General features: G+C 39.0%; 23 protein-coding genes, 2 pseudogenes and 1 riboswitch. Of the genes and pseudogenes, 4 read left to right on the forward strand and 21 right to left on the reverse strand.

Features of this window, described 5'->3' with window-relative positions:
• Nucleotides 1-11 precede the first annotated feature (11 nt).
• The 13 genes and pseudogenes from J2S17_RS02355 to J2S17_RS29020 all read right to left on the reverse strand — a co-directional run.
• Nucleotides 12-566 (reverse strand): nitroreductase family protein, encoded by a 555-nt coding sequence (locus tag J2S17_RS02355; RefSeq protein ID WP_307471511.1) that lies wholly within the window; start codon nucleotides 564-566, stop codon nucleotides 12-14.
• Nucleotides 560-1,321, reverse strand: coding sequence for a uroporphyrinogen-III C-methyltransferase (gene cobA / locus J2S17_RS02360; protein WP_307471513.1), 762 nt, complete (start codon nucleotides 1,319-1,321; stop codon nucleotides 560-562). Before cobA ends, J2S17_RS02355 begins: the two co-directional genes overlap by 7 nt.
• The gene (locus tag J2S17_RS02365; protein ID WP_307471515.1) at nucleotides 1,318-1,947 is read right to left on the reverse strand and encodes a precorrin-2 dehydrogenase/sirohydrochlorin ferrochelatase family protein; all 630 of its coding nucleotides are present in this window, start codon (nucleotides 1,945-1,947) and stop codon (nucleotides 1,318-1,320) included. Before J2S17_RS02365 ends, cobA begins: the two co-directional genes overlap by 4 nt.
• Nucleotides 1,944-3,302 (reverse strand): cobyrinic acid a,c-diamide synthase CobB, encoded by a 1,359-nt coding sequence (locus tag J2S17_RS02370; RefSeq protein ID WP_307471516.1) that lies wholly within the window; start codon nucleotides 3,300-3,302, stop codon nucleotides 1,944-1,946. The genes J2S17_RS02365 and J2S17_RS02370 overlap by 4 nt, the downstream gene beginning before the upstream one ends.
• Nucleotides 3,302-4,435 carry a cobalt-precorrin 5A hydrolase gene (locus J2S17_RS02375; RefSeq protein ID WP_307471518.1) on the reverse strand — a complete coding sequence of 378 codons (1,134 nt, stop codon included), beginning with the start codon at nucleotides 4,433-4,435 and terminating at the stop codon, nucleotides 3,302-3,304. The genes J2S17_RS02370 and J2S17_RS02375 overlap by 1 nt, the downstream gene beginning before the upstream one ends.
• On the reverse strand, nucleotides 4,428-5,210 hold the full coding sequence (cobM, locus tag J2S17_RS02380) for a precorrin-4 C(11)-methyltransferase (protein ID WP_307471520.1): 783 nt from the start codon (nucleotides 5,208-5,210) through the stop codon (nucleotides 4,428-4,430). Before cobM ends, J2S17_RS02375 begins: the two co-directional genes overlap by 8 nt.
• Nucleotides 5,210-5,914, reverse strand: a complete 705-nt coding sequence (gene cobI, locus J2S17_RS02385) for a precorrin-2 C(20)-methyltransferase (protein ID WP_307471521.1) — start codon at nucleotides 5,912-5,914, stop codon at nucleotides 5,210-5,212. Before cobI ends, cobM begins: the two co-directional genes overlap by 1 nt.
• Nucleotides 5,911-7,107, reverse strand: coding sequence for a precorrin-6y C5,15-methyltransferase (decarboxylating) subunit CbiE (gene cbiE / locus J2S17_RS02390; protein ID WP_307471589.1), 1,197 nt, complete (start codon nucleotides 7,105-7,107; stop codon nucleotides 5,911-5,913). The genes cobI and cbiE overlap by 4 nt, the downstream gene beginning before the upstream one ends.
• A complete protein-coding gene (locus J2S17_RS02395; protein ID WP_307471523.1) occupies nucleotides 7,082-8,218 on the reverse strand; it encodes a cobalt-precorrin-5B (C(1))-methyltransferase in 1,137 nt (378 codons plus the stop codon). Before J2S17_RS02395 ends, cbiE begins: the two co-directional genes overlap by 26 nt.
• The gene (locus J2S17_RS02400) at nucleotides 8,193-8,867 is read right to left on the reverse strand and encodes a precorrin-8X methylmutase (RefSeq protein WP_307471525.1); all 675 of its coding nucleotides are present in this window, start codon (nucleotides 8,865-8,867) and stop codon (nucleotides 8,193-8,195) included. Before J2S17_RS02400 ends, J2S17_RS02395 begins: the two co-directional genes overlap by 26 nt.
• Entirely contained in the window at nucleotides 8,848-9,624 is a 777-nt protein-coding gene (cobK, locus tag J2S17_RS02405) for a precorrin-6A reductase (RefSeq protein ID WP_307471526.1), read from the reverse strand. The genes J2S17_RS02400 and cobK overlap by 20 nt, the downstream gene beginning before the upstream one ends.
• A gap of 9 nt (nucleotides 9,625-9,633) precedes the next feature.
• Entirely contained in the window at nucleotides 9,634-11,256 is a 1,623-nt protein-coding gene (gene cobJ, locus J2S17_RS02410) for a precorrin-3B C(17)-methyltransferase (protein ID WP_307471591.1), read from the reverse strand.
• Between the two features lie 146 nt (nucleotides 11,257-11,402).
• Nucleotides 11,403-11,580, reverse strand: a riboswitch (cobalamin riboswitch).
• 236 nt (nucleotides 11,581-11,816) lie between these two features.
• Nucleotides 11,817-12,110: pseudogene (locus tag J2S17_RS29020) on the reverse strand (IS110 family transposase); the annotation flags it as partial.
• 615 nt (nucleotides 12,111-12,725) lie between these two features.
• Here J2S17_RS29020 and J2S17_RS02415 point away from each other — a divergent pair.
• On the forward strand, nucleotides 12,726-13,535 hold the full coding sequence (locus J2S17_RS02415) for a DUF2935 domain-containing protein (RefSeq protein ID WP_307471528.1): 810 nt from the start codon (nucleotides 12,726-12,728) through the stop codon (nucleotides 13,533-13,535).
• Nucleotides 13,536-13,681: 146 nt separating this feature from the next.
• On the opposite strand, the gene J2S17_RS02420 is transcribed toward J2S17_RS02415, so the two are convergent.
• The 7 genes and pseudogenes from J2S17_RS02420 to J2S17_RS02450 form a co-directional block, all read right to left on the reverse strand.
• Nucleotides 13,682-14,941: an MFS transporter gene (locus J2S17_RS02420; RefSeq protein ID WP_307471530.1), complete on the reverse strand. Its 1,260-nt coding sequence runs from the start codon at nucleotides 14,939-14,941 to the stop codon at nucleotides 13,682-13,684.
• A gap of 538 nt (nucleotides 14,942-15,479) precedes the next feature.
• Nucleotides 15,480-15,599, reverse strand: a pseudogene (locus J2S17_RS02425) (iron chaperone); the annotation flags it as partial.
• A 98-nt stretch (nucleotides 15,600-15,697) separates the two neighbouring features.
• On the reverse strand, nucleotides 15,698-16,468 hold the full coding sequence (locus J2S17_RS02430; RefSeq protein ID WP_307471532.1) for a hypothetical protein: 771 nt from the start codon (nucleotides 16,466-16,468) through the stop codon (nucleotides 15,698-15,700).
• Between the two features lies 1 nt (nucleotide 16,469).
• Complete coding sequence (locus tag J2S17_RS02435) at nucleotides 16,470-17,342, reverse strand: ATP-binding cassette domain-containing protein (RefSeq protein WP_307471534.1); 873 nt, start codon at nucleotides 17,340-17,342, stop codon at nucleotides 16,470-16,472.
• On the reverse strand, nucleotides 17,339-17,716 hold the full coding sequence (locus J2S17_RS02440) for a GntR family transcriptional regulator (protein WP_307471535.1): 378 nt from the start codon (nucleotides 17,714-17,716) through the stop codon (nucleotides 17,339-17,341). The genes J2S17_RS02435 and J2S17_RS02440 overlap by 4 nt, the downstream gene beginning before the upstream one ends.
• 431 nt (nucleotides 17,717-18,147) lie before the next feature.
• Nucleotides 18,148-18,951 (reverse strand): alpha/beta fold hydrolase, encoded by an 804-nt coding sequence (locus J2S17_RS02445; RefSeq protein WP_307471537.1) that lies wholly within the window; start codon nucleotides 18,949-18,951, stop codon nucleotides 18,148-18,150.
• 23 nt (nucleotides 18,952-18,974) lie between these two features.
• The gene (locus J2S17_RS02450; RefSeq protein ID WP_307471539.1) at nucleotides 18,975-19,472 is read right to left on the reverse strand and encodes an SRPBCC domain-containing protein; all 498 of its coding nucleotides are present in this window, start codon (nucleotides 19,470-19,472) and stop codon (nucleotides 18,975-18,977) included.
• Between the two features lie 422 nt (nucleotides 19,473-19,894).
• Between J2S17_RS02450 and J2S17_RS02455 the strand changes: the two genes are divergently transcribed.
• The 3 genes from J2S17_RS02455 to J2S17_RS02465 all read left to right on the forward strand — a co-directional run bounded on the left by J2S17_RS02455 (nucleotide 19,895) and on the right by J2S17_RS02465 (nucleotide 21,233).
• On the forward strand, nucleotides 19,895-20,065 hold the full coding sequence (locus J2S17_RS02455) for an aspartyl-phosphate phosphatase Spo0E family protein (protein WP_307471541.1): 171 nt from the start codon (nucleotides 19,895-19,897) through the stop codon (nucleotides 20,063-20,065).
• A 194-nt stretch (nucleotides 20,066-20,259) separates the two neighbouring features.
• A complete protein-coding gene (locus tag J2S17_RS02460) occupies nucleotides 20,260-20,433 on the forward strand; it encodes a hypothetical protein (RefSeq protein ID WP_307471542.1) in 174 nt (57 codons plus the stop codon).
• A gap of 683 nt (nucleotides 20,434-21,116) precedes the next feature.
• Nucleotides 21,117-21,233 carry a YjcZ family sporulation protein gene (locus J2S17_RS02465; protein ID WP_307471544.1) on the forward strand — a complete coding sequence of 39 codons (117 nt, stop codon included), beginning with the start codon at nucleotides 21,117-21,119 and terminating at the stop codon, nucleotides 21,231-21,233.
• Nucleotides 21,234-21,513: 280 nt separating this feature from the next.
• On the opposite strand, the gene J2S17_RS02470 is transcribed toward J2S17_RS02465, so the two are convergent.
• Nucleotides 21,514-22,449: autotransporter outer membrane beta-barrel domain-containing protein (locus tag J2S17_RS02470; RefSeq protein ID WP_503128661.1), on the reverse strand; the 936-nt coding region annotated here is incomplete at its 5' end.

The raw sequence follows: 22,449 nt of genomic DNA on the forward strand, positions 1-22,449 counted from the left end.
AACAATCCTCCTTATAGCCAAGTTGTTTTTTCTGCAAATGGTGTACGTTTTTTTGCGGAATTGATTTCTTCTGCTGGGTAACCAATGCATAATGTCCCTACTAATTGTTCGGCATCCGAAGCACCAATAAACGTATGTAATGCTGTATCATGCACCAAACCAACCCCGCGTGTACGCCATACCATGCCTAAGCCTAATTGCTCGGCCATTAACCACATCGACATGATGGCACTGCTAACTGCAAAGGTATTATCTTTTGTAGCACCTGCATCCCCATCGATAATGGCTGATGTCACCACTATGATAAGCGGCGTATGAGTGATGGCTTTCATTGAACTTTCCACTAAATGTGGCTTTGTAGGAAAGCGTTTTTGTAAATAATCAAGCGCCACTTGCTCATAACGTTTTAAGCTATCGCCTTGTAATACATAGAAATGCCAAGGCTCGCGCATACGGTCATTGGGTGCATATGTCGCTGCTTCTAATAAAGTCTCAATTTTGTCACGTTCCACTTCGCGCGTGTTAAATTGGCGAATGGCACGACGTTGTTTTAATTCTTCTAACATAATTTATGCTCCTTTTCTACAAACCAGGCAATTTGTTCACGAACACTAACAACATCTCCAACTAAAATCATTGTAGGATTAGAAATACGATGATTTTGTATGTCCTGTGCAATCGTTGCCAGTTTACCTGTAATCGTACGCTGGTTTTCAGTTGTGCCCCATTCAATGACTGCAACAGGGGTCGTTTCACTTTTGCCATATGTAATTAGGCTTTTTGTAATATGTGCGATATTGCCAACGCTCATATAAAATGCCACCGTATCAATTTGAGCAAGGGCTGCCCAATTTAAAAAGTCTTGCTCTTTTTCTGCGCGGCCATGACCTGTAACGATCGCAAAGCTTGCGGCATGATCACGATGCGTAACCGGAATCCCTGCATAAGCTGGCGCAGCAATCCCAGCTGTAATTCCAGGCACAATTTCAAATGGGATATTGGCTTTCCGTAAAATCGCAGCTTCTTCTGCACCACGTCCAAAGACAAATGGATCGCCGCCTTTCAAGCGAAGAACCTGCTTGCCAAGATTTGCTTGTTCCACTAAAACCCGATGAATTTCATCTTGAATCAGTCCGTGATTACCTGGCTCTTTTCCACAATAAATGAGTTCGGCATCAGCTTTTGCATGTGTTAATAATTCAGGATTTACTAGACGGTCATATAAAATCACATCTGCTTGTTGAATGCACTCTAGTCCTCTAATTGTTAATAGTTTTGGCGCTCCAGGACCAGCTCCTACAATATATACATAACCGCTCACTGTTTTTCTCCTATACGTTGTTGTAGCCATGCTTCACATTTTTGTTTTTCATCTTGCTCTATCCACTGTAATAACTGTGGATCTAGAAGCTCAGAGAGTAAATGTGTTTTCTTAGCGCCCGTGTACACTTGTAAAATTCGCTGACGTGCTTCCTTTAAAAAACTTACATATTGTGCGTAATGATCTCCGAACTGCTCTGCTAAATCTATTTTTACTCGGCGTGTTAAGCCTGGACTGGATCCAGACGTTGATATTGTCACAATAAAGTCACCACGGCGAACGACTGCTGGATTGATAAAATCAACACGTCCTTTTGCATCTGCACGACTGAGCAATTGCCAATGCTGTGTCGCTTCTTCGACTGCATTGTTTACTTTTTCGTCATTTGTAACTGCAAAAATTAGTGCAGCATCATCTAGATCAGCCGGTTCAAATGCTTTTTCTTTCCATGTCACAAGCCCTTCATTGATATAATGTTGTAATGTTTCAGTTACTGCCGGGCTAATTACTATTAGCGTCGCCTTTGTTGGCAGCAGCGCTTCTATCTTTTGACGTGCTACATGACCGCCCCCAACAATGACAACCTTTTTATAATCAATATTCATTAATAGTGGGAAATAACTCATTGCTGTTCCTCCAAACATGCAGTCAACCAATTTTTAACAATCTGTGGATTGGAAGCAAAATGGAAGTGTGTATAGCCTGCGACGAGATTTTTATGTAAATAGCCTTCTTGCTGAGCACGAAAACGTCCTTTACTAAAAAAAGCAGGTGATGCATGCTCTCCCTCATATGATGAGTAGTGGAACTCATGCCCTTTCGCTGAGTCCTCTTCACTCATTAAGAAGTTGCCAGCCATACCTGTAATTTCTCGATAGCCAAGTGCCGCTAACTTGTTTTGCATCCGAACACGTCCTGGTATCATCCCGAGCATTGAGTATACTTCTCCTTGACGATTTATTATTTCTTCTGTTAAGTACATAAATCCGCCGCATTCAGCTAATGTTGGCAGACCTCGCTCGATAGCGGCACGTATGGATTGTTTCGTTTCCGCATTTTTCGCTAATTGCTCCGCAAACTCTTCCGGGAAGCCTCCGCCAATATAAAGTCCTTGCGCTGCTGTCGGCACTTCCTCATTTTGCAATGGGGAGAAGAAATGCAAGATTGCTCCGTTTGCCCGCAATAATTCTAGATTTTCTTCATAGTAGAAGTTAAAGGCGGCATCCTTTGCAACGGCAATATGAACCTCTTGTATTTGTGGCTGCAAATCAAATATCGATGCTGAAACACCTATAGATTGTGCTTTTGTAATTTCCAGTAAGTGTTCAATATTTACCGTTTCTTCGATTGCTGCTGCAAGGTTATCAAAATATGAATCTAAATCACCACGTTCAATTGCTGGTACTAAGCCTAAATGGCGGCTTGGCATCTTAGGTACAGCTTCTTTTAATAAATAGCCAATGACTGGAATTCCACATTCTTTTTCGATCGCTGTTTTAACAATTTCAAAATGGCCTTTACTTCCTAATTGATTTGCAATTACACCAACAATATTAGAACTTTCATCTAACATTTGAAAACCTTTAACAATCGCTGCAACACTTCTTGCCATACTTGCCGCATTGACAATTAAGATAACGGGGCTTTTTGTAATCTCACTAATATGAGCAGCAGATCCTTCATTTGAAACTGGGGATTTGCCATCATAAAAGCCCATTACTCCTTCAATAATAGCTACATCTGCATCTACACTCGCTCTAGCGACAATTGCCCGAACTACATCTTTGGACATCATGAAACTATCAATATTTCGAGAAGGGCGGTTTGTGACAGCGGTATGATAGGTTGGATCAATATAGTCAGGGCCGCATTTAAAGCCTTGTACAATTAAACTTCGCTTCATTAGCGCACGCATAATACCAATCGTAAACGTTGTTTTACCAACACCGCTTCCTGTACCGGCTAGAATAAACCGATTCATTATAACCCCTCCTCAAAGGTGACTTTAGCAACGGATATTGTTACATTGCCGCTTTTCTTTTTCTCTAGTAATAATTCCTTCGTATTCGCATAACGCAATGCGGCCGGCTCACTGACTCCATATGCTCCTGTATACTTAAAGACTGTTTCCGACGGGTTTTGAAACGGCATTTCATTCAGCTGTTCAGGTGTGTAAGTAACAAACGACCAGTTATGTTTAGCTATTAATGAAAGCAAGCCAATCTCGTTTTTCTTTAAATTGATGGTCGCAACAGCTTTAACACTTTGTTTACTTAAATGCAGCTCTGCTAATGTTTCATCTATTACTTGTTCAATTTCTTCCATTTCAGTACCGCGATTGCAGCCTATGCCAAGTACAAGTGATTTTGGGCGATAAATCACTCCGTTTTCGATCAGCACTTCTTCATGTGCATCAATTAAACGATCTGTAATTAGTAGAGTCGCTTGCGGCTTAGCATTAATCGCTTCCTTTGTCGAGGGATAAATCTTTAGGTTGGTTGGCATTGGACGTTCGTACATCCACCAGTTTCTCTCTCCGGCTTCTTGCACGATAGCAACATGCTCTTCATTGACAACAGATGCACTGACTGATGTTAATTTTTCTTCGCTATCCCACACCCATCCAAATTGGGCGCCAAATAAATCCACAGGAATCGTTTTTTGAACATCTGATGCGGTTGTAACGACGGGTGTTGCACCAATCGCGTTTGCAAATTCATTGGTTAAGGCATTGGCACCGCCAATATGCCCCGATAATACACTGACAACATATTGACCCTTGTCATCGATAACTAGGACGGCCGGGTCTTTCTTTTTATCGATTAACAGTGGAGCAATCATTCGAACAACAGCTCCAAGCGATATGATACAGATGATCCCCTTATATTGCTGAAACAAAGCGGGTAATAATAGGCGAACCGTCCCGTCAAATAATTGAATTTGGCGCACAGCTTCGTCGCCTTGCTCGAATTTCTTCATATAATAAAGATCTGCATACGGGAATTTTTCCGCATAGCTTCTTGCATGTGCCACTCCGTGTTTCGTAATGGCTACAAGTGCATATGGTTTACGCTTTTCGATTACTGGAATTTCACCTTCACGTAAACTAATCATCTGCCTTCACACCTTTACGGAAGCCATGTGTAAATGTTTTATCATATAGCTTCGAACGATAATCTTTTTCATGAATATGAGGGTCTAATGCCCACCCCGCTAAAATCATGGCATGCTTACGAATGCCATTGACACGCATCGCTTCATCTAATTCTGCCAGTGTAGTACGAACAATTTTTTGATCTGGCCACGAAGCACGTTGTACAACTGCAACTGGTGTATCATCTGTCCAGCCCGCTGCTTGCAACTCTTTTGTTATTTTTTTTGTTAATGTCGCACTTAAAAACATGGCTATCGTACAATGATGGCTTGCAAGTGCTTGTAATTTTTCACGCGCAGGTACAGGTGTACGCCCTTCAGCACGTGTTAATATAAGGGTTTGTGTTAAATCAGGTATCGTCAGCTCCGCGCCAACTGCTGCAGCAGTTGCAAAGACAGAACTTACACCTGGCACTACTTCATAACTAACGCCATATTGCTTTAGTAGTGCCACTTGCTCCATCGTTGCACCGTACATCGACGGGTCGCCCGTATGTAAACGTACAACCGTTTTGCCTGCATTGACATATTCAACGATACAATCGACCATTTCTTGCAGATGCATCCCTGCAGTACGGATAATTTCTGCTGACTCCTTCGCTTCCGCTACTAACGTTTCGCTTACAAGTGAATCGGTATACATCACAACATCAGCTTCTTTTAATAACTTCAAACCTTTTACCGTTATTAAATCCGGATCTCCCGGACCCGCACCGATAATCCAAATTTTCTTCATTATTTGCGCACCACCATACATGACAAGTAATTTAATTCTGCACCACGGAGTTCATTGACATTCCAAATTACCTCTTCGTCAGATGTAACTTTTGTAACTACATGTGTACTTTCTAATAAATTCATATCGTCTAATAAATCCAACATCGCATCTAATACTTTGGCTACTTTAATAAAAACGATCGCATCATGACTTTCAATCACTCGGCGCATTTGCTCCATATCATCCGTTGCAGGGACCATAGCAACATGGTCATCGCCATTTGCTAATGCAACTCCTAAGCGATTAGCAGAACCATTAAAAGATGAAATACCTGCTACTGTTTCAATCGGTACATCCGGGTGCATCGTTTGAAACAAATTCATTAAATGAATAAATGTGCTAAACAGCATTGGATCCCCTTCTGTAACAAAAGCAACATCTTTTCCTTGAATTAAATAGCTATAAATAGCATCCACTGATTTTAACCATTCAGCACGCAATGTATCTTCATCTTTTGTCATTGGGAATACTAAACCAAGCATCTCTTTTTCTGCTGGGTTAATATACACTTCTATAATCCGATGAGCATAAGATTTACTGCCTTTTAATTTTTTTGGATAAGCAATGACCGGGCTTTCTTGTAATTTACGGAATGCTTTTACAGTGATTAATTCTGGATCACCCGGCCCGACACCTAATCCATATAAAGTTCCCATTCTCATTTTTCGATTCCTTTCTTTGCTGTCACAATAAAGATTGGATTTAACGGTTCAAATCGCGTTAAATTTAAAATTGGCTTACTTTTTGAAATTTGTGCTTGCATAATTGATACATCACAGCCTAGCGCTTTTAAATGCTGCTGCGCTTCTGCCAAGTTTTCAATCGTAGCAATATTCATAACAAGGCGACCATTTAGCTGTAAGCGTGAAATACATGTTTGCAATAAATGCTCCATATTTCCACCGTTGCCTCCAATAAAAATAGCATGCGGATCTGGAAATTCATTCAGGCGCTCAGGCGCTTTCCCTAGCACTGCAACAAAATCTGTACGATGTTTTAATTGATTTTCTAAACAGTTTTCAAGATCCTTCTCATTTTTTTCAATTGCATATACTGCGCCTTCTCGCGCAATTTTCGCTGCTTCAATCGCAACTGAACCTGTACAAGTTCCAATATCCCAAACAATACTATTTTCTTTAAGCCCTAACTCTTGCAAGCAAAGCGTTCGAATTTCTTTTTTTGTGATTAAACCTTTATCTGGTTTTCGCTGAATAAATGCATTGTCTGGAATTCCAAGTGATGAACGTTCAACAGCTTCGCGCTGCTTTAAAACGACAACATTTAAAGGAGAAAATGAAGTTTGTTCCATATCCGTTAATGTTAAGAAGCGGCAACGCTCGTTTTCTCCTTGTAAGTTTTCTGCAACAAAGGCATCATATTCTGTCATGCTGAATTTTCTTAAATACTTTGCGATGGCTTGCGGAGTATTTATTTCATCTGTTAAAATAGCAATTTTTTTTCGCCCATCGATCTTTTGTGCAAAACCGTTTATGCAGCGGCCATGCAAGCTGACAATATACGCATCTTGCCAACTTTCTTGCATTCTTGAAAAAGCAAGCTGGACCGAGCTCGTATAAGGGTAGATTTCTAATGGAAGCTTTTTCGCAAGCACACCGCCAAGGCCATAAAACAGTGGGTCGCCCGATACTAAAATAACGACATTACGGGTTTCCTGCTGTATTTCAGCGGTTAACGCTGACAAACCGCCTTTAATTGCTTTTTTCTCTTTTTTGAACATTGGGAAAAATTCTAAATGTCGCTCACCACCCACAAGTAAATCACATTCATTAATCCACTCTATATATTGGGGGAGCAATCCTTCCGCGCCATTATCCCCTATGCCAATCATTTTCATCCAATTTGTCAATATTCTCAGCCTTTCCTAAACAGTCTCCATTCATGGCATACAATGTTGTTGATACGTTAATGTCACTATTCATGTGATTCAGTGCATAGTAGCAGCAGTTTTTACAAAGTGCTTCAAAAAATGCCTCGTTTCCTTGAAGCATTTCACCAACTTGTGAAGCAGTATTCGCCTGTAAGATTTCTTGCTGTGTCGCCTCATCCACTCCAATTTTATTTGCAATGTCTGCCAGAAACTCAAAGTTAATCGGTGCGCTTTTTGAATGAACCATCATAACGCCTTGTGCAACTTTTGAAAACTTCCCCATCATTCCTACTAATGACACGCTCGGAATTTTCTTCCGTGCAATATTCTTTAGCGTAAAACCGACAAAATCGCCCATTTCAATAAATGCTTCTTCTGGTAAATGAGGATACTGCTTCATTGCAAACTTTTCACTGCGTCCGCCTGTTGTAATGACTAAATGCTCACACCCTGCTTCTTTTGCAACATTGATAGCTTGAGCAATACTTGCCATATAAGCAGAACTTGAAAATGGAACGACTGTTCCTCGAGTACCTAATATAGAGATACCGCCAATAATACCAAGACGACCATTCAATGTTTTCTTAGCAATCTCTTCACCATCTGGTACGGAAATGATTACTTCTATTCCGCACCCTAATTTGAAATTTTCTATTGCTTCTTGTACAACACCGACTATCATTTTACGTGGTACGGGGTTTATCGCTGCTTGGCCCACTGGAACGGGAAGTCCAGCTTTCGTCACACGCCCGACACCGACTCCACCATCTAAATGTATACATTCCTTTTTTAAAAAACGAACTGTACTTTGAATTCGCGCTTGATGTGTAGCATCAGGATCATCACCTGCGTCTTTAATCGTTTCACACATTACTCGGCCATCCAACATTTCATATGCTGTTACTTTAAATGTTGCGTACTGACCAATTGGTAAATAAATCGTTACTTCATTCGATACTTTTCCTGTAACTAGTGCTTGTATTGCTGCCTTTGTCATCGCTGTTGCACAAGCTCCTGTCGTGTAGCCATGACGCATTTGTGAAGGGTCTTTTTTATTTCGTTTGTTCTGCACGCTCATCTGCCATAAGTGAAATGGCATTAAGTGCAGCTACTGTCACTGTACTGCCACCCTTTCTACCTTTGTTCGTAATAAATGGGATTCCTTCAAGTACTGCTAACTCTTCCTTCGATTCTGCTGCTGAAACAAATCCTACTGGCATTCCGATGATCAAGTCAGGTTTTGCAACACCATCTTTAATTAAACGAATTAACTCTAACAATGCGGTTGGTGCATTGCCAATAGCATAAATTCCTCCTTCCTGTAAACGGGTTGCTTTTTGCATGGAAATAATAGCACGGGTTGTACCTTGAGCCTTTGCTTCTTTTGCAACATCTTCATCAGCAATATAACAATGCAAGTCCCCGCCATGTTTTTGAAATCGTTTACGGCCTGAACCACTTTCAATCATTTGTACATCTACCACGACATGACGGCCAGCTAAGATTGATTCAATCCCTGCTTCAATTGCATCACGTGTAAAAATCATGCTGCGTCCTAACTCAAAATCTGCTGAAGCATGTATAACCCTTCGAACAACTAACCATTGCTCATCTGAAAATGGATGATTCCCCATCTCTTCTTTAATAATGGCGAAACTGTGATCATAAATTTTATCTGGATCTACAGTGACTGGTGTGAATTTTGTATTAAAGTTCATGTTTGCCATGATTAAAACCTCCTAATAGTTGAGTGACTTCTTCGAAAGAAGTACAAAAATTTCGATAAATAAGTGCTGGTCGTTTTATTAAAATAACAGGAATGCCTAACTGTAGAGCAGCTGTCATTTTTTCATCTACAGACCCTGCTTTCCCACTTTCTTTTGTAATCATTAAAGTCACATTATATTGCTCGCATAAAGATTTATTTAATGATTCCGAAAACGGACCTTGAATCGCAATAATGTTTTTTTGTTTAATACCTAACTGATTGCACTTTTCCATATTCTCTACATTTGGAAGAATTCTGCATAAAAGTCGGATTTCATCACGCAATAAATATTTCGCAAATAATTCTAATGTTTTGCTGCCAGTTGTTAACATAATGGTTCCTTGATGAGTTTGAGCTAACTTAGCTGCCTCTTCATAGGTTTCAACTTCTGTAATTAGCAGAGAACTAAACTTTTCTTTTGGACGTTCATAACGAATATATGGAATATCACACGTTTTTGCTGCTGCCATTGCTGTTTTCGACGCTTCCTCCGCATAAGGATGACTAGCATCAATGACACAGGTCATCTCATGCCTATTTATAAGCGCTATCATATCATCCAATGATAGTCGCCCGACTTGACAAGAAATATCGTGTGCTTTTAAACTTTCGGCTGCAGATTCTGTAACAACTGTGGCTAATAAAGGATTGCCTTGATTTTGTAAATGAATGGCTAATGCTCTCGCATCACTCGTTCCTGCTAAAAAAAAGACCATTAGTTCCTCCTAATCTCCACAAGGTGCTGGTTCTACCTCAATTTTGGAGCTCATATCGTGATAGTTATAATGCTGAATTTTTTTCACTCGCTTAAAATATTTAAAAAGGCGTTCATTTGGATGGGCATTTTGTTTGTATTCTTCTATAATTTTTGTTAATAACGGTATTAATTGATCTGGTTCAATCCCTTCTGCTACTGGCTGTGCAGCATGGGCTGTCCGGCCGACTGGCTTTGCGCCAATAAATAAATCAAACTTTTTCTTGCGGTATACGATCCCGATATCATCAAATACAGCTCGATAACATGCCATACCGCAACCATTAAAACCAATATGTAATTCTTTTGGAAGCTTTACTCCCCCCAATTTGGCAGCAATTTCTTCAGCATATGGAATAGAGTCAGCTTTTTCCCCGTAACAAAAATCACAAGCTTTTAAATTTACAACATCGCCTATTGGCATGACGATTAAGTGGCTTTGTTCAAGTTTTTTAACGATCGTTTCAGGATGATCTGTTGGAACCTTTACTAAAAAACGATGATCAGGTGTATATTCTAGTGTGCCTTTCTCACCAATGGCTTCTGCTAATACACGCATTTGTTCTGAAGTAATCATTTTATTTGCAACACCAGGAGATACAGCAAATTCAAATACATTTTCAATCGGCTGCTGTACTAAAAATGGATTTTCTATTGCGGTTTTAGTTGCCATAGATAAAGCTTTTAATGCCATATCTACTGAGCTAACTTCCTGTTTTGTTTTTACAATTTGCTCATGACCAGATTGAGCTTCTCCTGTATCTTGATCTAAAGCCCATGGCTCCGCCTCCTTTTTCAAACGTTGATGCGGCTTTAAGCTTTGTTTCTCTTCACCTAACGTATATTTACGCTGATATCCTCGAGGAGTAATGATTTTATTGTCATAAAAGAACGTAGAAGAGTTCCCGATAATGACTGTTGTCAGCATGCCTATTTCGTGTTCAAGCATCTCCGCCAGTGTTGTCATAACTACCTTCTGGTTTTCACGATAAGCACTTTTCACAAGCCCTACTGGCGTATCAGGTGAACGATATTTTAGCAATATATTTTGTGCTTCTACTATTTGTCGTGTCCGCCGCCCGCTTTTTGGATTATATAAAGCAATCACAAAATCAGCCATGCCTGCCGCTTCAATCCGCTTTTCAATAACCGTCCAAGGAGTTAAATGATCACTTAAACTGATTGTGCATGAATCATGCATGACTGGCGCGCCCAATATACTCGCACATGAATTAATCGCTGATATGCCTGGAACAATCTCCACCGCAAAGCCATCTTTTTCAGTCCAACCCTTTTCAATGAGTACTTCATACACTAACCCTGCCATTCCGTATACACCAGAATCGCCGCTGGAAATCACAGAGACAATATTGCCTGCTTCAGCTTGCTTAGCAGCTTCTTGTGCACGCGAAACCTCTTCTGTCATCCCTGTACTAACAATGGATTTAGCTGTTACTAAATGTTCAATTAGCTCGACGTATGTTTTATAGCCGATAATATAATCACTTTGCTGCAAGGCATCTATTGCTCGCTTTGTAATATGCTCACTGTCTCCGGGACCGAAACCAACAACATAAATTTTTCCCTTATTCATATTCATAGGCTTTCCTCCAAATAAAAAATGCCTGTACTCCCTTAGAAAGGAATACAGGCATGCGAAATTACAATATAAAAAAACTATACTGAACCACAAAAAACAATAGGTATTATTGTCTCGCCTATACTTCTCCCTCCGAAAAGCAAGTGTCGTTTAAATAAGCAGGTTTCCTGACTTCAGCTTCATTTTACTCTTACACCTTCCCAATTTCTCAGTGGCATTGTAATTTCATCAGCTTTAACAGTAGCGGGGGCTGTACTAGACTTACACTAGTTTCCCTTTTAACTCACAAATGTGAGCACTTATTTAAATTGATTTATTAAATTATTTCAAATATAACATATAATCTATTAATCTCCAAAGCTAAAAATGTATATTTTTGAAAATTTCATAACGATTATGTAAAATGATGTAGAAATTTCATCTTAAAGTGATAGACTTTCGACAAAATCATTTAATTTATGTAGACTCGTCTTCTATTTCACTAATTCATAAGGTAACGCTTTAAGTTTTAATAAATGAAGTGCAGCTTACCTTACCAACTTTTTTAAACATTAATAACATCGATCGATCCAGTTATGCATCTGTCCTTGCACAAACTGTAAGTCTACATTTAAAAGGTCAGGTCATCTTTTTCACACAAAGTTCTGAAGAACACCTTGTTGAATGGTTGGTACGGCGTATCTCCCACCACTACTAGCTGTGCTATGACTTTTGCGTTTTTCACATCATTTTTTTTATGGGGAATTATCGTCTAAATCCTTAATATTCTTTACATAGAGGATTTACTTTTACAAACTTGATATTTTTTCCTTAAAGGTTTGAGCTAAATTAAGCCAATAATGCCTTGTAGACCGATCAACTCTATAAAATCATCGCACCCTGCCTGATTATTAACAAAAAGCATGTGGATCCCAGTTGCATTCCACGATAATCTTGTACTCTAGCTATCTGATTATACTTAGCGGTATCAATGTTAATAATTAATGTTTTAGAAGTAATTTGCGCTAACTTTATGATTTGGGTTATATTTCATGAGAGGCGTCAAATTAAATGTATTTGCCCTCCCTAGCTGGCCAGCTTCGGACACATTCAACTTATCAAGAGGCCTTTTTTTATTCAAATCTCACTTTCAATTATTACAGGAATGCTGCCCCGTAAGTATAATAAGAATTTTTAAACCCTTTATTATCTTTGTACACTAAAGATTTTATTTTTTCTCCTTCAATTGAAACTTAATACTTAGGTGTTTATTTTTTTTGATTAATAAACCGGTAGCTTGGTTTTAGCGCTTTATTATCGTAAACCTGTAATTGTTTTAAATTCTTTCCTTAGTATAATCCTCTGTATAAACCCTCTTCCAGTTAATGTCGGTATTTCTAACAACGGTCTCCACCATAGAAATGTATAAATGAATCCAGTGAAGAATAAAATCAATCGAGTATGATTAAAGGAGCTGAACACAATTGGATGATTATATAAAGTCTGCTGCTTTTGAACATCAATTCTGGCTTCAGGTCTTAGGGGACCATTCTAGATTTATAAGGGATTCACTATATCCATCAGAAAAGAAAGATATTGAATTGGCTACTGAATTTGTTAATTATTTTGATCAGCTATTAAATGAGGCAAGACCTGTAAGCGATGCTAACGCCATTCCTTTGGTTGATGCTGCAGAAGATGCTGTTCAACAACTAAAAGCTTTTAAGCTTTCTATTCTCAAACGCCAATTGGCAGGTGAAATTGGTATCCATCTTCCCCCCACTTTTATCAATCATATGGTCAATGAGCTTGAGGAGTATCAGCTAGTCTTGAGTTATCTGAAACAAAAGGAAGTTCCTCCAATATTTCATGAATTGCATCACCACTTGCTATGGCTTTTGGATGCATCCGGTCATGCAGGTGCAATCAATGATCAAATGGATGGAACAGAGAAGAAACTAAAGAAAGAAAGTCATATTTTTAATAAACATTTTGATCAATTTTATTTAAAAGCAGTCGAACTAACTGGCTATTTGCGAGCTAATGTTTCATCATTTCCTGCCTTAGACAGGTTTAATAGTGACGTTCAAATAGAAATGAAATTATTTAAGACATTCTTAACAGAACTGGAGGAAATGGAATTAACTGACCAAGCCTTGGGGACATTCTCTGCTTTAATGGCTGACCATATGGCAAGGGAAGAATGTTATTACTTAATAAAACTTGCTCAGTCCGCTAACACTACAGAGCCGAATTGTGATCCAACTAAACCAAGAACAGAAAAACCTTTATAATTGAGTTTGTCATTGATTACAGCCCCCTCTTCCATGTCTCCTTATAAAAAACTTGGCATTACTTCTCAAATTTGCATACGAATTCAGAGTCCATATGATTTGGACTCTGCTTCGTTGTTAATGCATGTTGTCGATCTTATTAATCACTACTTTGATAGGGACTGCACTTCATCTTTAATATACTTGGCAAACGTGATTTTTTCAGGCAGACGAAAAGATACAATGCTGGCAATAATTGAAACGAAAGCAGCTGCTCCAAAGGCAATGACATGGGTTCCGAAGGTCTCATACCCCCATCCGCCAATGAAAGAACCGATTGCTCCTCCGATTTGATGTCCGAAAAAAGCCCATCCATTTAATATCCCTAGTAAACGTACTCCATAGAAATCGCTTAATATCGCAGAGGACATAGCGATTGAACCTGCCCATACCAATCCTCCTGTTACTGACACGAAAAAGAGCTGCCATGGACTTTCCACGAATACTAAGCCAAGAATCCCCATTCCTCTGACGAAATAGACCCAAAATAGTATATTCTTTCTTGGATAGCGGTCAGCGATGGATCCTAAGAATAAAGAACTAAAAATAGCTACAATGCCAATCAGGCCAAATCCGAATGAAGCTGTCATAGGCTCAAAGTGATGATCCATGAGCATTGGGACTGCATGGGTTCCCATGAGATTCATTCCAAAACCGCAGGCAAACAACCCAATGACGATTTGCCAATAGGCTCGAGTCCTCACAGCATCCTTCCAAGTTAATTTTTCCTGAATGTCTTGATTATGAACCCTTCCTCGAGTTACAACGCCATCTGCCCCCTCAGGGACGTTTTCGCGCATAATAAAAATCGCGGATGGAAGGACGACACAAATGAAAACGCCAGATAATAAAAGAAGGGTCTGATGCCAACCGAAATAATGGATGAGTGTGTTTTCAACAGGTGTCATAACAGCCATTCCAGCCATACCGCCCGTAGACAGATAAAAAAGCGCCTTGCCTCTTTGTTTTACGAACCACTTGCTAACGATTGGCGCCAAAGTAATATTGCTTAAAAATGAAAGACCTACTGATAACAAAATTCCGAATGAAAGAAGGAATGAAATCATTCCATTAGCGTTTATTGTCCATAATACAGATGCACAAAAGATGAGGAGACCGGTTATCAGCACGAAACGTGTGCTGTACAGTTTTATTAGCCATCCTGCTAAGGGCATACCTAAACCATATACAATCATGCCGATTGCTATGATCACGGAAAACTCAGTTCTTGAGACCCCCAGATCTAATATCATTGGGTTAACAAAAGGACCAATTCCCATCCGCAAACCCATGCTCAGTAAAACGATCAACGATGCTGAAATTACAATATACCAGCCATAATAAGTACGCTTTCCAGTTTTATTCATGCTGCTAGCCCTATCCTCTCTCTTTTAATTTTATGATTTTCAGCGTTTGTTCAGCAATAGAAGCATTATTCTCTAAATCTATCATTCCCCACTATTCCTGTTGCTTATATATCGCAAATCTATCCACCGACATTTCCTTCATACTTACCACTTAATTCGATAGCTAATTCTCAATTCCTTCTTTAGAAACTTGACCAATTAGAACCAAACCAGACAAAGCGATTCCACTATAATGAAAAATAAAGTCTGTCTTAAAAGTTTTTAACAGTAGCCTATATTAATTATATTCAATTCTATTTTAGAATATTTATTCATTGTTGGTTTTATTAAGCTCGATATTATTTGCAATAAAATTCTTTAACGCGAATTTTTTCTTCCTAATCTGATTGTACAGTGATCAAATGCTAACCTGAAACTTTAGTCCATAAAAAATACTGCTGCAGTAGCCCATTATTTACTCAAGCCCTTTCAATTTTTTAGGCATGTCAAAATGGTCTTAAAACGCAAATAAGAGCCTCTAAGGTCTATCCTATTTTTTCTATTTCACCCAAAAAGTTGAACAATCTGCCTTATCCAAAATATTAAACTCAATCATTTTCTCAAGTAATGAGAAATCAACTGGACTATCCCACTGGATACGTACCAACTCCTTGCCATGAACAGATCAAATAAAGCAAAAATATAATAAAACTGCCATCTTCGTTACAATTAAAATAACGTTAATCCCTTACTGGATTAACGCCATGTGCATTCATATTATATTTTTATAGCTACTCTTTTGGTAACCTGGCGAATTATCCAAAGGACAATTCCTAATATTACAAGCAGAACTAATACCGATAAATATAACGGTAGATTATATGTGTAGTGATATATCGCAAATCCTAAGCCAGAATTCATTAGTATTTCTTCGATATAAATAACTAATATCCCCAATACAATACTTCCAATGCCTGCAATTGTTCCAAAGCGGTAGAATGTCGCTCCAATTAACCATCCAACAATGTAATACGTTAAAATACTCACTGAAAAAATGAATAAGGCTAATATTGGATTACTTTGAAGCTCTATAATAGGTGTCAAAACTATAGATTGAACAATATCTACAATGATATTTCCTCCATGATCTATATTCTCGTTCTTATATGCTTCCCAAACGATAGATAAGTTAGCAAAATTGATGATAAATGACACCATATATGTGATAAGTGCTGAAATCATCGGAAGAATAATTGACAGGCCAACTGAAGCAGCAGCGGCACCATAAAAATAATCTTTTCTTGTGATTCCATGGCCTACATAGTACTTTATAAAACCAAATGAAGAGATAATTCCGATGACAAGCATAAATATATTCGAAGCAATAGAGCTCAAAGCGAAAAATGTACTTACATCATCCTCATTAAACATTGAAGCGATTATTTTAATTACATGAATAAGTAACATAACCCCCAAAAAGCTGAGTGCCCAAAAAAACTGCATCCAAAACATATCTGTCGTTACTTTTAGGTAATACTTACGATACATATCAGACGTCCTCCCCAGTCAAGTGAATGAATAAATCTTGAAGTGAAATGTGTCCAACTTCGAGACCTCTCTGTTGTGCCTCATTTCTTTTATTTTCATCAAGTTCCCCGTAAACCATTACAGCCTTAGTACCACCTAATTGCTGTACACTCAATTGCTTCAGATCACGTGCAAAGTCATCCACCTCTTCAGCAGTTCCTGTGATTGAAGCACCTTTTGTGATAAGCGATTCATACTCTTCCTGAAGCAAAAGTTTTCCTTTATGCAGAATTAATACTTCATCAAATAAATAATCCATCTCTGAAACTAAATGCGTGGATAGGACCATAATTCTGGGATGATTTGATTGATCTTCCAAAATTTCCTGATAAAAAATTTCACGTGTCGGGGCATCCATTCCTTGATAGGCTTCATCAAAAATGGTAATGGGCGCTCTACTCGCTAATCCAGCAACAACATCAAATGCTGACTGCATCCCTTTTGAGAACTGTTTCAAAGGTTTATTTACTGGCAAATTGAACTTTTTGAGGAGACTTTCTGCATAGTCACGATCAAAATTCGGCCTATATCTTTCAACATCATTGAGAAGGTTTTTAGCATTTTCAGATTCATCCTTATAATCTTTACTGTAAATGAAGTTAACTAATGGCATGACCTTTGCATTTTCAAAAGGCTCTTCACCGCCGATTGTAAGCGTACCTTCTGTTTGTTCGCGGAATGAAGATAGAATAGATAGTAATGAGGTTTTTCCTGCCCCATTTCTCCCTATTAGACCATAAATCTTCGGTTCTGAAAGATTGAACGTAACATTTTGCAAGGCATGATGGTTCCAATAGCTTAAACCGAGATTATTCACAACAACATCAACTGTCAATTCAACTCACGACCTTTCACCTTTTTAATTAATTCAACTATTTCACTTTCACTGATTCCTAAATTATCTGCTTCCTGAACTAAGCCGATTACATAATGGTCTACGAACGCATCTTTTCTTTTTTGTAAGAGTTTGCTTTTAGCCCCTTCTACTACAAACATTCCAATCCCCCTCTTCTTGTAAAGAATCCCTTCCTCCACCAATTGATTAACTCCTTTGGATACTGTGGCATGGTTGATTTTATAAAAGCTGACGAGTTGGTTCGTTGAAGGAGCTTGGTGACCTTCTTTTAGCTGGTCATTAACAATCTGATCCTCTATTTTCTCGCGTATTTGCAAATAGATCGGTTTGTCTTGATTAAAGGTTTTGTTCATTTACTTCACCACTTTTCTTTGTCAACACCACAAACCTTATATGGTTATATACTTATGTGTATAACCATAACAGATGAAATAATTGTCGTCAATAACAAAAGTAAAGGATGCGTTTAACTCCTTCACTTTTGTTATTAATTATAATTTTCGATTCAATGTGCTTTCTTAATACTGTCCTTTCATAGTAAAACCTCGCAAAAAGAGAGAAAGAGGTCTTTTTATGCTCAAATCTCATTTTCAGTTATTACAGGAATGCTGCCATTTTGTTCAAAAGAAAAAGGATCGCAGCACGACCCTCTAAAACTGAAGAAATTTTTATTAAGGTTTATTTTATTCTTTTTTTGATCTTTGAGATCAGAATTGGTTACCGATAATTTATACCTTTTGGGACCATTCTTCTTTTACATTCTGAATTTGTTTGTTTTTAATCGTTACTTTTGTATAAAAAATTCTTTTATTACTGTACTCATAACATCTGGTGCCATCATAACTACCGAGTGATCCTGACCACTCAAAATGCGATGTTCGCCGTACTGCAACAGATCTGCTATTGCTCTGGCACCATCGTGGAGGAATGGCTCACTGTTTTCACCAGTCATAACCAATGTTGGAATGTCAACATTCCATCGGTCAGTTGGAAGTGGTTTACCGGATTGGGTATCGCTCATAACTAGGCCATCGTAAGCCAATTTATGCGCCATGCTTTTCATAAATTCCCAAGATGGGTCAGCTTTCATAGGTTCGAGATACTCAGCTGGAATACCGATGGCTTCAGTCATAAAGTATTCAACTGCATCACTGCGCTTTTCAGCCAATATCAATTTATTTAGATGTTGTACATAGTCAGCTGATACGGGGACACGGCCATCATTAATTATGAAAGGCGGCTCGAATAGAAAGAGTTTGTTTACTTTGTTACCAAGTTTACTAGTTGCTTCTAAGGCCAATACGGCACCGGATGAGCTTCCGAATAAATGTACCTTCCCGCCAGCTTCTTGAATAATAGCTTCAATGTCTTCAACTTCTCGCTCAACAGCATAGGTTGTCGAATCGGTGCTTTTACCGCGACCCCGACGGTCGTAATTGTAGACTGTGAAGTACATGGAAAGCCGTTCTGCGAGCAGTACGGCATCGGTGTGGTCAGCAACGGCTGGGGCTACCAGTATAACTGCGGGACCATTTCCAATCTTTTCATAGGCAATCTTTGTACCATCTTTTGATTTAACTATATGCATTTATTCATTCCTCCTCTTTCTTCTTACAAATGTGTACTGAGATATTCCTCTAGTCGATCAATAGTATCTTTGAAACCATCGATCATGCCCATCCCTTCAGCTGCTTTTAGATCTTCAATGTTAGCGAAATGGGTAATGATAGAAAGCTTGGTACCTCCTGAAACTTCCAGAAAAGTAACAGTTGTATACATGTCGCTGCCTTCAACGACGTTCCAATCTTTATCAGTAAAAGTATCGGTGTAGACGAGTTTTGTTGGTTCGATAACCTCTCGATAAATAGCTTTGCAGTAAGTTTTTTCTCCCATTTCTTCGTTCGATGTCAAACTATAACGCCATACACCAGCAGGTTTTACATCCATCTCGTAAACGGTGGCAGTCCATTCCCTAGGTCCCCACCAGTGCACGATATGCTCCCGCCTGGTCCAGCCTTGCCAGGCAAGGTTGCGTGGTATAGCCACTTTACGTTCCACGATGAGCTCTCGACGTTTGGGATTTCTGGTAATCTTAGTTTTTGTTCTCATGACGATCCACCATTGTTAGTGTTAAATGCTATTTTAGTGCCGTAGAAGCATACAGCAAAAACTACTCGTCGATGTCATAATCCTCCTTTCTATGAATGTTGCTTAGATAGTCCTCAATTTTGTCGAGCCTTTCTTCCCATAAGCAGCTGAACGAATCAAACCAGTCATCAAGTTCCTGAAAAGGTTTTGCTTTAAGGCTATAAATGCGCTGCTGTGCATTTCGGTGGACATGTACCACACCAGCATCATTCTTTCACTCTGAGAATTATTTATAATAACAAAACCTACCTTGTGTTTGCTAAGAAAATTGTAATGTTTTTGGATGTTTTGTCGAATGCCTGTACAGTATAAAAATTCTTTTACATAATAGTGGTTGTGGATTTCATTCACAAATCGAAATATTATATTAAAAGGGAATTTTTATGAAAAATATTGATTGTAATATAATTAAACTAATCGAACAAATAAATGAGCTTAGACTTGAGATGATAAATGTATCTAAAAGTACAGGAATAAATAGTTTAAACACATTAAAATGCAGTCAGAAATTAGATAAACTTATTTATAGTTATCAAAGCATGAATAAGAAATGAACTTAATCTTTTAACCTGTAAAAAAGCTTCATAGTTGAAGCCTAATTCTTCAACCTAATTTTTAACGTTTCCTTGTTAACGCCGATATTTTCCATCCTAATTCCTCCTTCGTAAATGTTTTAAATTTGATATTTTTCTTGAATTTTTTTGATAACAAAGGCAAATAATATTCAAAAAATAAGGAGGAGAATTAGATGTCTTACAGTAAAAAAATTCAAAGCATTTTAGGTGTTGATGTGCGAGCTCGTAGTTCTAATAAAATTAACAAGGATTTTGACTATACACCCTTCAAAAATCCTATCATTCACAAGCGAATAGATGGACTAGAAATCGCACCAATTGACTCCAAAAAATTATGGGGAAAATAAATCTTATTTTTAAATGACTTTGATCGATTTTTTCACCCATCGCTCCATAATATACTTTTGAGCTTTATGCATACATTTAATTTTTGGAAATATAATAACATTGTTGGGCAAGATGATTTATTCTCCTTGAGTTTGCTTTTAAAAAACAATCTTGCACCAACACCAACCCCATAACGTTTTTAAGAGTGATTACTTTCGCCAAGAGATTAGAGCCTGAAAGGGATCTTTTCTCATTTAAAGACACTTAGCCCAAACAAACATCCTAACTACTACATATGATACATAGTTACATTCTTAGCCATTTCATTTTCTTAAAGAAAAGCCACCCCATGGGCTTTTCTTTTTTAATGCGTAGGAGAAGCGCCCAGCGCCTTATCGTATTGCTACGGTAGGTTTCCAAACGCTCTCCTCCGAACCGTTCGTACACCTCTCAATGTATACGGCTCTCCACTTGTCTAGATATTATTTAATACTAGTTGAGGATTTCTCAAGTGCCTCACGCACCTTCCCAAATTGGTATCAAACTGACAAGCTGTTCCCCTTCGCCAGATTAGAGCCTAAAAGAGCTCTTTTCTATTTATTTAGGCAATACATTCATTCTTCTTCTAAATTAAACCCTTGTCCATTTCCAAAATAATACTACCTCCATACAATGTATTAACTTTATGAAGGTGGTGAAATTTATGTCAGAGTATGTTGAAAGAGAATATGGACATCGCGGTGGTTTTGCGCTTATTGTTGTTTTATTTATTCTGCTTATTATTGTTGGAGCATCCTTTATGGGCGGAAGAGGGTATTAATGCTGTCCCCGAATTAACTTGAATTTCACTATCCTTTAAAACCTTCTGTATGTATGTTTAGGAGGTACTCTATCTGTCAATGCTTCCTTTTCATAGGAAACATCTGATATGTAACGATTTTTCTTGTTCTCTAACCAAAAGTTTTGAATACATTCCCACTTGAATGATTACCTCTATTGTATTTGGAGTTAGCATTCAAGTGGGAATATTAAATGTGTCCCCATTTTGCAAGATCAGTACAAACTCTTATTGTAAAAAGTATTGATATTCTAATTTTTCTTTAACTGAGCTGAGTGATTACAAGGTGTGCAGAAACAGATCTTGTTCCTCCAGCTAGAGGAGTGATAGTTAATGCTGTTGCATTGCCAGCAGGATTTCTAACTGTGAGAATTGAATTAATGACTGTGGTAGTTACAAGAGCTATTCCAACAATCTGAGATGTACCTGTTGCACGCCCGACCACCGTATATGCTAGGTCACTGCCATTGAGAGTTAAAATCAGTTGTCCTGCTTCGTCTACACTTACCTGAAATAAGACTTGATAAGTACCAATTGCAGATAAGTTAAACGTGCTAGGACCAGTACGAGCTATTGCTGCTCCACTAGTTGGTCCATCTTGTGGAAAGCTTACATCAGTACCAGGAGCAACTGTTGCTGAATTATCAGGAGGCATCAAAGCAAAAAAATCTGCAAAACTTATGACGCCACCAGTAGCTCCGGTTGCTCCAGTTGCACCAGCAGGTCCTGCTACACCGGTTGCTCCAGTTGCACCGGCAGGTCCTGCTACACCGGTTGCTCCAGTTGCACCGGCAGGTCCTGCTACACCAGTTTCTCCCGTTGCACCGGCGGGTCCTGCTACACCAGTTTCTCCAGTTGCACCGGCGGGTCCTGCTACACCAGTTGCTCCAGTTGCACCGGCAGGTCCTGCTACACCAGTTGCTCCGGTTGCACCGGCGGGTCCTGCTACACCAGTTGCTCCGGTTGCACCGGCGGGTCCTGCTACACCAGTTGCTCCAGTTGCACCGGCGGGTCCTGCTACACCGGTTGCTCCAGTTGCACCGGCGGGTCCTGCTACACCGGTTGCTCCGGTTGCTCCGGCAGGTCCTGCTACACCGGTTGCTCCGGCGGGTCCTGCTACACCGGTTGCTCCGGTTGCACCGGCAGGTCCTGCTACACCGGTTGCTCCGGTTGCACCAGCGGGTCCTGCTACACCGGT

Source organism: Cytobacillus purgationiresistens, from assembly GCF_030813235.1.
Taxonomy (GTDB): domain Bacteria; phylum Bacillota; class Bacilli; order Bacillales; family Cytobacillaceae; genus Cytobacillus; species Cytobacillus purgationiresistens.

Excerpts from the sequence above, each read along its gene's own strand:
- J2S17_RS02395 (WP_307471523.1), bottom strand. The coding sequence starts at position 8,218 with ATGAGCGTGCAGAACAAACGAAATAAAAAAGACCCTTCACAAATGCGT.
- J2S17_RS02450 (WP_307471539.1), bottom strand. The coding sequence starts at position 19,472 with ATGAGAACAAAAACTAAGATTACCAGAAATCCCAAACGTCGAGAGCTC.
- J2S17_RS02440 (WP_307471535.1), bottom strand. The coding sequence starts at position 17,716 with ATGAACAAAACCTTTAATCAAGACAAACCGATCTATTTGCAAATACGC.
- cobJ (WP_307471591.1), bottom strand. The coding sequence starts at position 11,256 with ATGAATAAGGGAAAAATTTATGTTGTTGGTTTCGGTCCCGGAGACAGT.
- J2S17_RS02400 (WP_307471525.1), bottom strand. The coding sequence starts at position 8,867 with ATGGCAAACATGAACTTTAATACAAAATTCACACCAGTCACTGTAGAT.
- J2S17_RS02445 (WP_307471537.1), bottom strand. The coding sequence starts at position 18,951 with ATGCATATAGTTAAATCAAAAGATGGTACAAAGATTGCCTATGAAAAG.
- J2S17_RS02375 (WP_307471518.1), bottom strand. The coding sequence starts at position 4,435 with ATGATTAGTTTACGTGAAGGTGAAATTCCAGTAATCGAAAAGCGTAAA.
- cobM (WP_307471520.1), bottom strand. The coding sequence starts at position 5,210 with ATGAAGAAAATTTGGATTATCGGTGCGGGTCCGGGAGATCCGGATTTA.
- J2S17_RS02365 (WP_307471515.1), bottom strand. The coding sequence starts at position 1,947 with ATGAGTTATTTCCCACTATTAATGAATATTGATTATAAAAAGGTTGTC.
- J2S17_RS02465 (WP_307471544.1), top strand. The coding sequence starts at position 21,117 with ATGTCAGAGTATGTTGAAAGAGAATATGGACATCGCGGTGGTTTTGCG.
- J2S17_RS02355 (WP_307471511.1), bottom strand. The coding sequence starts at position 566 with ATGTTAGAAGAATTAAAACAACGTCGTGCCATTCGCCAATTTAACACG.
- J2S17_RS02420 (WP_307471530.1), bottom strand. The coding sequence starts at position 14,941 with ATGAATAAAACTGGAAAGCGTACTTATTATGGCTGGTATATTGTAATT.
- J2S17_RS02370 (WP_307471516.1), bottom strand. The coding sequence starts at position 3,302 with ATGAATCGGTTTATTCTAGCCGGTACAGGAAGCGGTGTTGGTAAAACA.
- J2S17_RS02430 (WP_307471532.1), bottom strand. The coding sequence starts at position 16,468 with ATGTATCGTAAGTATTACCTAAAAGTAACGACAGATATGTTTTGGATG.
- cobI (WP_307471521.1), bottom strand. The coding sequence starts at position 5,914 with ATGAGAATGGGAACTTTATATGGATTAGGTGTCGGGCCGGGTGATCCA.
- cbiE (WP_307471589.1), bottom strand. The coding sequence starts at position 7,107 with ATGAAAATGATTGGCATAGGGGATAATGGCGCGGAAGGATTGCTCCCC.
- cobK (WP_307471526.1), bottom strand. The coding sequence starts at position 9,624 with ATGGTCTTTTTTTTAGCAGGAACGAGTGATGCGAGAGCATTAGCCATT.
- J2S17_RS02460 (WP_307471542.1), top strand. The coding sequence starts at position 20,260 with ATGTCTTACAGTAAAAAAATTCAAAGCATTTTAGGTGTTGATGTGCGA.
- J2S17_RS02455 (WP_307471541.1), top strand. The coding sequence starts at position 19,895 with ATGAAAAATATTGATTGTAATATAATTAAACTAATCGAACAAATAAAT.